This window comes from Endozoicomonas sp. ALC020, from assembly GCF_049275935.1.
Classification (GTDB): domain Bacteria; phylum Pseudomonadota; class Gammaproteobacteria; order Pseudomonadales; family Endozoicomonadaceae; genus Endozoicomonas_A.
The window spans coordinates 4,420,538-4,435,074 of sequence record NZ_CP184830.1 but is presented as its reverse complement, the minus strand read 5'-3'; the positions used below and the strand labels follow the sequence as shown (position 1 = coordinate 4,435,074).

9 protein-coding genes are annotated in these 14,537 nt (G+C 46.2%); 2 read left to right on the top strand and 7 right to left on the bottom strand.

The features are described 5' to 3' along the window. Nucleotides 1-58 precede the first annotated feature (58 nt). The 5 genes from ACOJUO_RS16940 to ACOJUO_RS16920 form a co-directional block, all read right to left on the bottom strand. The gene (locus ACOJUO_RS16940; RefSeq protein WP_422137591.1) at nucleotides 59-1,414 is read right to left on the bottom strand and encodes a hypothetical protein; all 1,356 of its coding nucleotides are present in this window, start codon (nucleotides 1,412-1,414) and stop codon (nucleotides 59-61) included. A 686-nt stretch (nucleotides 1,415-2,100) separates the two neighbouring features. Beyond that, complete coding sequence (locus tag ACOJUO_RS16935; RefSeq protein WP_422137590.1) at nucleotides 2,101-3,645, bottom strand: hypothetical protein; 1,545 nt, start codon at nucleotides 3,643-3,645, stop codon at nucleotides 2,101-2,103. Between the two features lie 393 nt (nucleotides 3,646-4,038). Continuing rightward, nucleotides 4,039-5,823: a hypothetical protein gene (locus tag ACOJUO_RS16930; RefSeq protein ID WP_422137589.1), complete on the bottom strand. Its 1,785-nt coding sequence runs from the start codon at nucleotides 5,821-5,823 to the stop codon at nucleotides 4,039-4,041. 596 nt (nucleotides 5,824-6,419) lie between these two features. Further along, on the bottom strand, nucleotides 6,420-8,132 hold the full coding sequence (locus ACOJUO_RS16925) for a hypothetical protein (RefSeq protein ID WP_422137588.1): 1,713 nt from the start codon (nucleotides 8,130-8,132) through the stop codon (nucleotides 6,420-6,422). Between the two features lie 511 nt (nucleotides 8,133-8,643). Continuing rightward, complete coding sequence (locus ACOJUO_RS16920) at nucleotides 8,644-8,865, bottom strand: hypothetical protein (RefSeq protein WP_422137587.1); 222 nt, start codon at nucleotides 8,863-8,865, stop codon at nucleotides 8,644-8,646. Nucleotides 8,866-9,134: 269 nt separating this feature from the next. Here ACOJUO_RS16920 and ACOJUO_RS16915 point away from each other — a divergent pair, with 269 nt between their 5' ends. Continuing rightward, on the top strand, nucleotides 9,135-10,601 hold the full coding sequence (locus tag ACOJUO_RS16915; RefSeq protein ID WP_422137586.1) for a hypothetical protein: 1,467 nt from the start codon (nucleotides 9,135-9,137) through the stop codon (nucleotides 10,599-10,601). Between the two features lie 438 nt (nucleotides 10,602-11,039). Next, a complete protein-coding gene (locus ACOJUO_RS16910) occupies nucleotides 11,040-11,648 on the top strand; it encodes a flavin reductase family protein (RefSeq protein ID WP_422137585.1) in 609 nt (202 codons plus the stop codon). 120 nt (nucleotides 11,649-11,768) lie between these two features. On the opposite strand, the gene ACOJUO_RS16905 is transcribed toward ACOJUO_RS16910, so the two are convergent. Continuing rightward, nucleotides 11,769-12,353: a hypothetical protein gene (locus ACOJUO_RS16905; RefSeq protein ID WP_422137584.1), complete on the bottom strand. Its 585-nt coding sequence runs from the start codon at nucleotides 12,351-12,353 to the stop codon at nucleotides 11,769-11,771. Between the two features lie 3 nt (nucleotides 12,354-12,356). After that, entirely contained in the window at nucleotides 12,357-14,399 is a 2,043-nt protein-coding gene (gene ligA, locus ACOJUO_RS16900) for an NAD-dependent DNA ligase LigA (protein ID WP_422137583.1), read from the bottom strand. Between the last annotated feature and the right edge of the window lie 138 nt (nucleotides 14,400-14,537).

Genomic DNA, 14,537 nt, shown 5'->3' with positions numbered 1-14,537 from the left:
AGTTGCCACGAACGCCTGAAAAACAGGTCAGAAAATGTGATTTCGTACGGTGGGGTACTTAGAGTGAATCAAAATCATCATGTAACAGAGAGTGCCTTATCGGCGATACACTGTACCCTCTCAATCCACTGACACATTTCGGAACCAACTGGAGTGCTGGGAGACCCAAACCCAATGTAGCCGCCAACACCTGACTGGTGTGCCTTATCCAGGCTTGCCTGATACGGTCTGAAAGCCGGAACCAGATTTGAGCAATGAACTGGCTCCCGCCGAACAGGCAACATATACCTATGATCTCTAATCCGGTTAATTTTGATCTGCTGATTTTATTCCCGACCAGAGCATCTGCATCAGCCGTTGTGTAAGGTATCTGAGTTGCAAAGGGAGAAGCAGTGCATGCAACATTAAAACCTGCCTTAGACCATACACCCACTGGAGCAAAACCCGCTCGATAACTCTTCTCATATTGAGCCCAACAGCTCTCTTTTTCGGCATGTTCAACCGGTATCCAACCCCATGCCTGATCACTGTCTTTTAATCCGAACGCCCCCTGAACCATTTTGATATCAGAACAGTCACTGCCAAAGACGCCGCCCATATAGTGATCGGGATCCGATGGATTAGCAGGGTCAATGGATAGATCGTTACGAAACTGATCAACGACACTGTTACAGGTAGAATTAAAAAAGCTCAGAATATTTTCCTTAGGCAACAAGCTAATGGAGAACAACACACTACTGCCCTGGGGCATCCCACGTCCTGCAGCATCAGTTTCAGTGGATACAGACAAGACAGTTGTAGTGTTTTTCATAGTCAACCGCACTTGCCCTGTTTCCTTATAACATTCAAGATTCAATGCAGCGTTATGAACATTATTTAACCCTGGCTGAAGTTCAATGTCAGAGTCTGTAAATCGATAGATGAAATACTCTTCTGCTCCTCTCCCGTCAGCATAATCAGTACACCCCAGGTCTACTGTATTAACCCTCATCCCATTATCCGCATGATCAAGTACCACCTTGATATTGTCTGCAACAAAAATACCTGCCCCCCTCAAATCCAGAATACCCGGAGGCGCATGATACTGCGTGGTCGGGGTTGAACCGGGGGATACTGTGGCAGCTGTTGCTAATGAACCACCCTGCTCTTGAGGATTTCTGGAATTGATTTTGATATTCGCCAGATAATAGACGGAATCATTATAGGTTGCCGACATCACGTGATGATTCTGCATGCCTCCCGCAATCACAAATTCAGGCAGAATATCCTCTCTGTTCCCCACAAAAGCCGAATTAACAGGCAATTGAAAACTCCTGGTCATCCTGGGATTGCCACTGTCAGGCTCTGTCAGTGGTAATTCATAGACGGCGTGTTCACCCTTTCCTGATGATCGCTCTGCATCAAAGATGAACAAGGTTGGATGGGTGTCCCTAAAAACCTCATGACTCAATCTTTCTGTTGTAGCGGATATTTTTCTTATCCAGACCGTCTCAGAAATTGGAGCTGCGGTTGAGGAAGGTGTTGCCGAAGATACCTGATTATTCTTTTTCCTGATAAAAGCCTTGAAAGCGGGTAAATGTTGACTGCACACCTTTCTGTCGAAACTACTGGTTAATTTTGAACAACTTAAAAACTTTGTATATTCGGAACCGACCGTTGGCCCAACAGTAGTGATAGCATGACAAGAGAAGCCACAAATTGCTGACAATAGCGCAACAGCTAACCCGATTCCGGAAATATTCATAACCGCACTCTGTCTGATTTTTAAACGTTAAAACAGAAGTATCCTTTCCTTAACCATACTTTTTAAGGGCGTTATTTATCCTAGACCGGATATTTCATAAATACAGGAAAAGTCCTGTCCCATAGTAAATAACCCGGACCACCGAATTGTGGAGGGTTCAGAAAAACCTTCCGGAGGCGGATCATATGGGCTCCTAGCAGCCTGTCGGACTTAAGCGTCCGTAGCGAGGATTGCAAGAAATTGAGGATAAAAATCTCTGTTTCTGAGGAGAATAGCGAGCTATTTGACGAAGAAACAGGGATTTTTAGACCAATTTATTGCAACCGCAGTAGGACAGTCTTAAGTCCGACAGGCTGCTAGCGTGGTTCAAATATATCTTGATATCCCAATGGCTCCTTATCCCCCAATACGGCGTGCCCTGACCTTCCTCTCAATCCACTGATACATCCCGGTAGCCACTGAAATGCCGGAAAACCCAAACCAAACGTAATAGCTAATGCCTGACTGGTATGCCTTATCCAGGCTTGCCTGATCCGTTTTGAAAGATGGAACCAGGACTGAGTAACGATCTGGTCAGCAAGAAACACGCCAGCTCCAACGCATACTTTCTCCCCCGTGGTTAATTTTTCTAATGCCTTTAATCCTGCGGCATCAGTCTTATTCATAACCAGAGCGCCTGTATCAACAACATCAGAAGTCAGTGCGGGTGAAACCTGAGTCGTATAGGAAGAAGTTGTGAATGAACTGACTGAAGTGTTTGAAATGGATGAAGTAGATGTTGGCATACTGCAATGACAGGCAACATGAACATCTGCCGAAGACCATTCGCTCACCGAAGCAAATCCTGCCTGATATCTTTTCTTACCCCAGCAGCTACGCTTACCGACGTGCTCAACAGCCGGCACAAAACCCCATGCTTGCGCTCTGCCTTTTAATCCAAATGCTCCATCTATCATTTTGAAGTCAAAACAGAAATTATTATTAAAGACGCGCCCCATATAGTGATCAGGATCCGATGGATTATCCCGATCAATGGATAAATCATTGCGAAACTGATCAACGACGCTGTTACAGGTAGAATCGACGAAGTTCAGAACGTTTTTCCTGAAATATAAGGCTATATAGAACAACTCACTACTGCTTTTTGGTGAATCGGTTGCTGTCCTGCCAGTGGGTACAGATATGAATGTTGTGGTGTCTTTCAAGGTCAACGCCACTTGCCCTGTTTTCTGAAGACATCTGACACTCAATGCAGCGTTTTGACGGCGTGTTGGTCCTTGCTCTCCTTGTGACAGATAAAACTCAGAGCGCATAAATCGGTAGATGAAATTTTCCTCGGTTCCAACCCCGTCAGCATAATTGGTACAGCCCAGCTCTACCAGCCCGATCTTCATATCACTATCCGCTGGGTCCATTACCAATTTAATGTTGTCAGCAACAAAAATACCCGCACCTCTGAGATCCATAATACCGAACGGAGTGTGATTCTGTGTGGTCGGGGTTGTAAACGACTGCCCTGTTGCTAAACCCCTCCCCATATCTAAAGGATTTCTGGAATCAATTTCGATATTCGCCAGATAGTAAACAGCATTATTACGGGTTGCCGAGATCATGAAATGATGATGTTTGCCTCTCCCAATCACAAATTCCGGCAGAATATCTGCATTGTTTCCCACGAAGGCCGAATTATCCGGTAATTGAAAAGTATTAATTGTTCTATGACCGCGACTGATGGTCTTAAGTGGTAATTCATAGACGGCTGGTTGCTCCTCTCCTGACGATTGCTCTGCATCAAAGATAAACAGGGTTGGAACGTTCGTTTTAAAAACCTCTTGACCCAATGGTTCTGCTGTAGCGGATATTTTTCTTATCTCGACCGTTTCAGCAATGGGCGCAGACACTGAGGGGGTACCTGGAGAAGTGCCCGGCGTAAATGTTGTCGGAGGTACCTGATTGTTCTTTTGCCTGATGAGATCCTTAAAAGCATCTAAATGGTGTATGCAAAAGCTCCTATCGGTATCACTGGCTAATTTAGAACAACTTGAAAATTTTGTACATATGGAACTTTCCGTTGAGCAAGCTGTGGGAGAAGCATGACAGGAGAAGGTATGGATTGCTAACAATAGAACAGCCCCTTGCCCGGATCTGGAAATATTCATAACTGCACTCTGTCTAATTTTTAATAGCTGAAACAGAAGCATCCATACTGTTACAATCCTTATTAAGAACGTTATATATCCTAGACCGGATATTTTATAAATAAAGGTATCGCCCTCTGGTATTTTTTCGACAAACTACATCTGTTGAGCGGGATCTTTCAATAGGCCGATCTCTATATCTGTTTTTTTCAATCCACTTTTACATTTCGGTAGCAACTGGATGGCCGGAATACCCAAACCTAAAGTAGCAGCTAGTACCTGACTGGTATGCCTTATCCAGGCTTGCTTGATACGGTTTGAAAGATAGAACCAGCTATGAGTAATGACCTGATCCAAAGTAACTGCGGCAATACCAATGCCTGCTTTCTCCAATTCGGTCAATCCTCTAGTGCCGTTACTGTCAATAGCCAGAGCACCTTTACCCGGAATCTGTGTGGGTGAAGTGTATGCTACCTGCGTTGTGTAAGGATAGGTTGGGAATGAACTGAATGAAATTGATGTTGGCATGGTGCAATTGCAGGCAACATCAAAGCCTGCCTTCGACCATGCACTCACAGGAGCAAATCCCAATTGATAACGCTTATCCAATGCAGTCGAACAGCTGTGCATATCGGTGTGATCAACAACTATCAAGCCCCATGCTTCCTCTATGTCTTTTATTCCAAAAGCTCCTTGCATTATTTTGATATCAGAACAGTAATTGACGCCCCGGACACCACCCATGTAATGATCTGGATGAAATTTGTTTGTTAAGTCGACCGATAAATCATTGCCATGCTGATCAACGACGCTGTTACAGGTAGATTTATCCAGGCGTAGTACATCTTCTCTAGGCGCTAAATTCATAGAGAACACGACACCATTGCTATGTGTCGGACGGGGTAACAAAGTTTTAGTGGGTACAAATATGACTGTTGTAGTGTCTTTCATGGTCAACTCCACATACCCTGTTTTCTCATCGCAATCGACACTCAATGCAGCATTTTGAAAATGTGTTACATCTTTCAGGCTTTTCTGGAGATCAAATTTGGTCTCCGTAAATCGATAGATAAAACGCTCTTCTGTTCCTTTCCTGTCAGCAGAATTTGTACACCCCAGTTTTACCAGATCAATATCATCCTGATTATCCGCCGGATCAAGTACTACCTTGATGTTATCCGCAAAAAAGATACCTGCGCCCTTCAGGTTCAGAACGCCTGCGGGTATGTGAGCCTTTGAAGTGGGAGTTGTAACCGCCGGGTATCCTGTAGGAGCTGTCGTTGATCTAACAGCCTTTTTCCGAGGATTCCTGGAATCAATTTCAATATTCGCCAAATAATAGACAGAATCATTATTGGGTGCCGACATCACGTAATGACTCTGTATACCGCCCTCAATAACAAATTGAGGCCGAACAGTCGCGCCGTTCCCAACAAAAGCCGAGTTATTCGGTAACTGAAAACTGTTGACACTTCCGGAACTGCCACTGACGCCACCTTTCAACGGTAATTCATAGATGGCCGGTTGCCCCTTTCCGGGGACTTGCTCTGCATCAAAGATAAACAAGGTTGGATCATCAGTTCTAAAAATCTCATGACCCAGTCTTTTTGTCGTAGCGGATATTTTTCTAATATTGAACGTTTCATCTATTAAGTAGGTACTTGGAGCAGTGCTCAGGGAGCTATTTGGAGAAATACTTGAGTAAGCAACCGGGAAAGACGTTGTTGGAGATACCTGACTGTTTTTTTCTCTGATGAGTTTCTTAAAAGCAGATAAATGAGCACTGCACACGCCTCTATCAACACCGGTTAACTGAGAACAGCTTGAAAAATCTTTGAACAGGGTACTGTCCGTTGGCCCATCAATGGCGAAAGCATGACAGGGAAAAGCATACGTTGTCGAGAGTAGAGCAACCACCAGGACGGGTCTGGAAATATTCATAACTGTACTCTGTCTGATTTTTTAAAAGCCAAAACTGCAGCATGTTTACTGTGATAATTCTCTTTAAGTTCGTCATAAATCCTAGCAGCCTGTCGGACTTAAGCGTCCGTAGCGAGGATTGCAAGAAATTGAGGATAAAAATCTCTGTTTCTAAGGAGAATAGCGAGCTATTTGACGAAGAAACAGAGATTTTTAGACCAATTTATTGCAACCGCAGTAGGACAGTCTTAAGTCCGACAGGCTGCTAGACCGGATATTTCATAAATAAAGGGTGACACTCCCGCTTTGTCGAGGATGTCGCAAAACTCTGGTTCCCATGCTTTCAGGCCCTGTGGGTCCCAGCGTGGGAACCCATACCTATCTCACGGTGTAGAGTCTGCTTTTCAGTGGAGGTATGCATTCCCACGCAGAAGTCTCCATCAGCAGTAACCGGGTACCCCTCGGTTGCACAAACACGCAAGCAGAAGGCTCTGCACCTGTGCGGCTCGGCCTGCGCGGCTCGGCCTTCACGCCTTATATCACCGCCCTGAAAGGGCGATGGTTTACGGCGATTTACGCTAATCCAGATTACCGACTTACAGGGGGCTAGCAACAAACTATGGCTGCTTCTCTTCTGTCAATAGAGTGTGCACTGCACTCCTACCTCTCAACCGACTGATGCATTTTGGCATCAACTGGATTACCGGCAGCCCCACCCCCAATGTAGCGGCTAACGCCTGACTGGTATGTCTAATCCAGTCTTGCCTGATCTGGTGTGAAAGGTAGAACCAGCCCTGAGTAATGACTTGGTCCACAAAAACAGCGGCAAGTCCTATGCCTGCTATTTGCCCCGGGGTTAATCCTGCCGCACTGGCATCATTCTTTTCCAGAGCATCGGCACCAACAATAGCGTAGGGCACCCGGGTTATAGAAGTAGATGTTGGCATTGTGCAATTAGCTGTAACTTCAACACCTGCTTTAGACCATTCGCTCAATGAAGCATACCTTGGTCGATAAGTTTTTTTCACTGCAGGATTACAGCCATAATTACTGTTGTAATCAGTTAATATCCAACCCCATGCCAGTTCTCTGTCTTTTAATCCAAAGGCTCCCTGAATCATATTAATCTCTGTACAGAAACTGGTATAGATGTCACCCATATACAGATCGCGATACGATGGATCAGCTGAGCTAATGGATAGATCATTGTCAAACTGATCAACGACACTGTTACAGGAAGAACCGACAAAGCGCATAATGTTGTCTCTTGGCCATAAGTAAATAGAGAACAACTTACCACTGCCTGGTGCATAAGAGGATATTGGATCTCCAGGGGGTACAAATATAACGGTTGTAGTGTTTCTCATGGTCAACCGCACTTGCCCTGTTTGTTGATAACAGGAAACACTTATTGCAGCGTGTAAACCATATTTTGTTTTTTTTAAGCCTTGCAGTAGATCAAATTCAGAGTCCGTAAATCGATAGACGAAAGTCTCTTCTGTTCCTCTCCCGTCAGCAAAATTTGTACATCCCAGCTTTACTGGTTGGAGAGTCTTACGATAATCTGCCGGATCCAGTACCACCTTGATGTTGTCTGCAACAAAAATACCCGCACCTTTCAGTTCAAGAACGCCAAAAGGTTTATGAATCTCTTTACCGGTGGAATCTAAGGCAGCCGTCACTGAAGAACTGCCCCTGTCCAGAGGATTTCTGGAATCAATTTCGATATTCGCCAGATAGTAGACAGCATCATTATTGGGTGCCGACATCACATAATGATTCTGTATACCTCCCTCGATTACGAACTCTGGCCGAATATCTTTACTGTTCCCGACAAAAGCTGAGTTATCAGGCAACTGAAAACTCTTTACTCCCCTGAGACCGTCGCCACTAACGGGCACAGTCAATGGCAATTCATAAACGGCGGGGTGCTCCTGTCCGGGTGATTGCGCATCAAAGATAAACAATGTTGGAATGCTGGTTTCAAAAACCTCTTTATCCAGCCTTGTTGTAGCCGATATTTTTATTATCTTGACCGTTTCGGGAATTGGAGAAGCACTGGGTGAAGCCGTTGAGTATGACGTTGCTGGAGATATCTGATCGTTTTTTTCCCTGATCAGAGCCTCAAAAGCCGACAAATGATAGTCACACACCTTCTTATCCACATCGCTGGCTAAATCAGAGCAACTTGAAACTTTCGTTTCTGTGGGACTGCCTGTTGGCGCATCTGTGGAACTGCCTGCTGGCGCATCTGTGGCGTAGACATGACAGGGTAAGGCATAAATTATTGACAATAAAGTGATGACCAAACTGTATCTGGAAATATTCATAACTGTACTCTGTCTGATATTTTAAAGTCACAACAGATGAATCCTTACCACGATAATCCTATTTAGTGTCTTCATAAATAAAGGCAATGTCTTCAACAGTAGGAAATGAGCCTTATGCTTTTGGAATGTTTATATCAGGAAGCCGGTAACACTGCTTTAAAAATTCATATTACCGACTTGCAAAGAGCTTTGTGCCAAACCACGATCGAGCTTAATGTGTCAACAGAGTATAGAATCTCTTTCCACTCAATCCACTGCCACATTTTGGGTAGCGGCTGGACTGCTGACTGCCGGGTACCTGGCTTCTGACCTGAGGTTAATCCTGCTGTGCCAATATTATTCATAGCCATAAGTACCCAACCAGTTGGTTTCGCATATTCTGGACGGAGGCTTTTTCCATCCTTCTGCGTTCCAACTCTGGTTGCGTAGCTGTGGCTACGCGCCCGTCGTTGCGCCTTGAAGGATGAAAAAATCCACTCACCAGAATATGCGAAACCAACTGGCCAGGTACTTAGCGTCTGACATCAGAAATATCGCAGGATACCGGAGTTTTATCCTGAATGGCTTTGGAAGTAGGCAAATCAGAATGACAGGCAACATCAAAGCCTGCCGAAGACCATGTACTCACTGAAGCAAATCCCAGTTGATAACGCTTAGCAAACACATTCGAACATCTGTGGGAAGCGGCTGGATCAACGTCTATCAAGCCCCATGCCTCGTCTCTGCCTTTCAATCCAAATGCTCCCCGGAATGCCAAACGTGAACACCCTGCACGAGATGGTTATTCAGGACGAACAAGATTAGGTTTTTGTACTATGGGTGGGGCTTAATATTTACCCTGAGATCTGTGATTAAAATCAATGTGTAAACGTTGCCAATGGAGAGGTTTTTTTTATTAACTTCTGAAAAGTTTTTACAGCACTGAACGGAACAATTTTTTTGATGGATAAGTATAAATACAGAGACTAGACTTCTTCTCGATTGCTTCAAGGGGTCCTGAGCATGATCACGCTGAAACACTATTTATTAGCCCGATTAGTCGTACCTTTACTCCTGTTGATGGCTTTGTTTGCAGAAGCCCGGACGACTCAATCTCCAAACGTCAACTCTTCTCCAGCCACAACCTCTTCTTCTACAGCACCCTATTCTCCTCTGCCGACAGTATTGTGTGACTCTCTTACGGGACTAACGACGGGGGTTATTCAGCGGCTGAACCAGTACAGCAAACTTTTTAGTGGACGACAGTGTATTGTTCTCACTGCTGATCCGACAGGGGAGACAGAAGATCTGAGTGAGACGATCAAACGGATTCCTGAAGACACTGTTATACTGCTCTCTTCCGAGACTCTGTCTACTGCGCCATCTACTTCTACATCCTCTCTCCCTCCGGTGGATAAAACCCAGGTTGAGTATCTTATTGATAAAGCAATAGTTTTGAAGAACGGTCAGGACATCATTGGTGCAGCAGACGATGGTTTTGAAATAGTTATCAGAGTTGATGCAGGTTTTAGAGATCTATCTATGGTCTTTATTGATGACATGCACGATTTCGATAAAACCAGAGACAGTCACATAAGGCATGTTACTTTCCAGCCCGTTGGACCTGATAACAATGTGGGGGCTTTTTCTATTATTTATGCTGGTTGTTATAACCGGAAACTGATTGTAGAAAATAACCTGTTCCATGTGTCTGTCAGACGGGCCGGACTTTACTTCTCTTGCGCAGGACCCCTTGATGCATCGGTGAACCAGAGTTCGGGCCTGCGGTTTGCCACTAACATCATGATAGGTAAATCCATACTCTACGACGGGAGGGATATTGTTCCCAAAGGGATAGATATTTATTATGCCGGTACGCAGCAGTTACAGAAGATCGCTGTTATTGGAAATACATTCAAGGGCGAGATGGCACACGCGGGTGACTTTTACCTACCGGCAGGGAGCAGTATGGATATTTTCAGAAACATTGTTGATATCAACAACAATACTCTAGGCAAGAAACCTCTTCCAACAGGATTAGCTCGTTTTAGAGATGGTTTCCTTCTCAGAGGTAGTTATGATACTAAAGTCAACTTGGTACCTCCTCTTTTTAATCTGGCAGGCAATCGGATACGCTCAAAAAATACAGCTATAGGTATCGAAGGACACATTAAACTGGCACTGGCCTGTAACCATCTCAAGGCGGTCAATCCGTGGCGACAATATCCACCTTCATGGTGGTGGCGACCACAACAATACGGCTTGAAAGCCGTTGATCCACTACCATTGGCAGGAGAGTGTGAAGGCACTGCGGATTCAACCGGTGCCATAGTAACGCCCACTTCAGCGAAAGTCTGCCAGGTTTTCAATACCTGGAGGTCTATCAATGGTTCCATGATCAATCCTTTGAGTGGACTGGACAGCCTTGATGGTCAGCTATTCAGTCTTGATGGTCAGTTATTTTTGATTTATGAGTCTGCCCCTCGGTGACTGTTGTTTCCTACAACACGAGCTCAGAGGCCGACGAGGTCGGCACGGTGTCCACTTAAACACCTTCAACCATTTTCCCCTGGCAGACGGTCGTTAAACTTCTGGAAAATGGTATTCCGCTTTCCAAACTCACAGGAGGTCACGCCATGGAATACCTATACGAATGAGATAAAGCATACGATCAGGCTTGTTATTTATACGGGCTTGTTTGAGAATTGGCTGAAGTTTCAACCAGTGCTTGTCACAGAGCATGAGGCGGGGCATAAAAGATTCGTATCAGGGCTTGTGGGAACTGCAATGATACGGGTCTGTGAACCTTTCTCAAGCCTGCGAACAAAACCTCAAAAGCCCCCGGGGCCACCAAAGCCCGAATTCGATTGAAAAGTATAAGAAACAGCTTGCAAAAACAGAGAGCTGATTTTTCCAGGGAAGCGTGTTATGCACCTTAACGTAGAAGAAATGTCTGATACACAAGCCTATCACTTATTGACCCAAACTGTGATTCCCCGGCCTGTGGCCTGGGTGCTCACTGCCAATGAAGAGGGCGATTTTAATCTGGCACCGTTTTCATTTTTTACCGCAATCAGCAGTAACCCACCGCTGATTATGTTTTCTGTCGGAAGTAAGCCCTCTGGCGAAATAAAAGACACACGTCGCAATATTTTGCGTAGCAGATCGTTTGTTGTTCATATTGCACCTTCCTCATTAGCAGAAGAAATGACTGAGACAGCTCGAACGCTGGACTATGGCCAATCTGAATTAGAGCGTATTCATCTGACAACCAACAATGATTGGCAACAATCACTGCCTCGCTTATCTGAATGTGATATCGCTTTGTACTGCCAACTCTATGAGTATCAGGAAATCGGCAAGAACAAACAGGGACTTGTATTCGGCGAAATCAAACAAGCGTATCTGTCGGATAAAGTCGCATCTAAAGGCGAACGGCTGGTCATTGATGCAACTCAGGTAGATCCCATTTCTCGACTGGGTGGTAATGATTACGCTGCGCTGGGTAAGATCATTACCATTCAGCGACCCGTTTAACTGACGCTATTTTTCGGGATGAAAGTCATTCAGAGGCCTTTGATGATCTCTTGAAGAAAGCGAAAATGACGATAACGTCCCGAACTGCGATCAGTCGCTGAATCCTTGGAGGCTTCTTGCTCAAAGACGGCAACGTCGAAGCTGGGCACCGTAGTTTGAGGCTCGGCTGTGCACTTTTTTAGAGGTATTCAACAGCCAGGTTTTTTTCTTGTGACTACCCCGTTTGTAGCCGCCCCAACCCTCATGGTAATTCAGGTACAGCAGATCGGTATGCCACAGAGAGACACCATTGATGGTACGCGTTTTATGGGTATACCAGCCAATAAAATCAATGGCATCCTCAAAGTCATCCCGCGCCTTGAACCAGCCACCATTCTCTTTCAGATACATCTCCCAGGTGCCGTCCAGGGCCTGGGCATAGCCGTAGGCCGATGAACTTCTGGGCAGTGGTATGAACAGGAAACGGGGTCTGGGGGGCCTTACATCATGACGATAAGCGGACTCCTGATACATAATAGCCATCATGACCTGGATGGGAGTCCCCCATTTTTCATTGGCTTTTTTAGCATGGCGATACCAGCTACGCTTTTCTTTAAAAATACTACAGAGGTTATGAGGGTTGGCAGGTGGTGTTGTACTGGTGGCACAGCCGGTCAGAAAAAGAAATCCGGCTATGGTTACGATCAGTGCCAACCTTCGTTTCACTTATCAAACTCCCCATTCCTTCAGCAAATGAGCAAACTCATCTTCTGTGACGACACGAACGCCGAGATTTTGAGCTTTAGTCAGCTTGGATCCTGCCTTTTCTCCGGCCAGTAACGCCGTGGTTTTTGCTGAAACAGAGCCGGTGACTTTGGCTCCCAGCTTCTGTAATACAGCCTTGCCTTCATCACGGGTCATAGTGAGCAGGGTACCTGTCAGCACCCAAACCTCACCTGCCAGTGGTTGAACCACGTCGGCTTCCGGTTCGGCTTCTTCTTCCCAGTGCACCCCAACCTTCAGCAGTTCATCAATCACTTCAAGATTATGTTCCTGCTTAAAAAACTTTTCAATATGAGCGGCAACGACCGGGCCAACGTCATCCACTTCCTGTAACTGCTCAAGGGTCGCTGACCTGATCGCCTCAAGATCACGATAATGAGCCACCAGACTCCGGGCAGTCGCTTCACCTACCTCACGAATGCCGAGGCTGTAGATAAATCTGGCCAGTGTCGTTTTCTGACTAACCTTCAGAGCATTGATCAGGTTAGTGGCTGATTTCTTACCCATGCGCTCCAGGGATGCAACAGGCTCTACTCCGAGCTTGTGGAGATCAGCGACAGTATTCACAAGACCTTTGTCGACAAACTGCTCCACCAGCTTATCACCCAGGCCATCGATATCCATGGCTTTTCTGGAAGCAAAGTGCTTGATAGCTTCCTTACGCTGGGCGGAACAATAAAGACCTCCGGTGCATCGGGCTGCTGCTTCGTCTTCATCTCTTTCAACGTCTGAATGACAAACCGGGCAGTGTTCAGGCAACTCAATATCTCTGGCATCATCCGGTCTTCGGTCGGGAATGACCCGAACCACCTTCGGAATCACATCCCCGGCACGGTGAATCACAACGGTATCACCGATTTTCAGCCCCAGACGTGCTACCTCGGCCATATTATGAAGGGTTGCATTGCTGACGGTGACCCCACCCACAAACACCGGCTCGAGTCTGGCAACCGGGGTAATGGCACCGGTTCTTCCCACCTGGAACTCGACCTCTTTCAGAATGGTCATTTCTTCCTGGGCGGGAAACTTGCGAGCAATGGCCCAGCGGGGAGCACGGGCGACAAACCCCAGTTGTTCCTGCTGGGCCAGACTGTTGACCTTGTAAACGATACCATCAATTTCGTAGGGCAAGGCTTCGCGCTTGTCTTCCATTCTGGAGAAATATTCAGCGCAGGCAGCAGCCCCTTTCACTACGCGCAGTTCAGGGTTTACCCGCAGGCCCCAGGTTCTAAAACACTCAAGAATATCGGCATGTCTGTCTGGTAACTCACCCCCTTCAACAATGCCGGCACCATAACAATAAATCTCCAGGGGTCTTTTCGCCGTTATTTTTGAGTCAAGCTGCCTCAGACTGCCCGCTGCTGCATTACGTGGATTGACAAACACTTTTTCATCCCTGGCTTTAGCTCTCTGATTGAGTCTTTCAAAACCTTCCCTGGGCATAAAGATTTCACCACGGACTTCCAGACGATCAGGCCAACCATCGCCCAGCAACTTCAGAGGAATAGAAACGATGGTGCGCACATTCAGAGTGATATCTTCACCGGTCCTGCCATCCCCCCGGGTAGCACCTCGCACCAGTGAACCCCTCTCGTACAGAAGGCTGACCGCAATGCCGTCCAGCTTGGGTTCGCAGGCATATTCCACCACTGAACCAGTGCCCAGACGCTCCCGTACCCTGCGGTCAAAGTCATCGAGATCATCCTGGTTAAAAGCGTTATCCAGTGACAACATGGGCAGTTCATGACGAATCTGTCCAAACGCCGACAGAGGTGCGGCGCCCACACGCTGGGTGGGTGATTCAGGTGTGACCAGCTCCGGAAAGTCCGCTTCGATGGACTTCAGCTGTTGCATCAGGCGATCATAACTGGCGTCGGCAATGACGGGATCGTCGATTACATAATAACGATAGTTATGATCATCAATCTGTTCTCGCAGCTTCTGAGCTTGTTGTTCGGCTTCCTTGAGAGAGAGCTTAGTCTGGGTCATGATTCTGTTACTTAAGCGGCCTGAAGTGATTGTAAACAGCCTTGAGCTATTAAACTGACAATTCCCGGGAGGTACGAAGCCGTCTCTGGTTCCCTCGCCGACGTCGAAGGAGCCTGATCGCGAGGAAACGAGATGTTG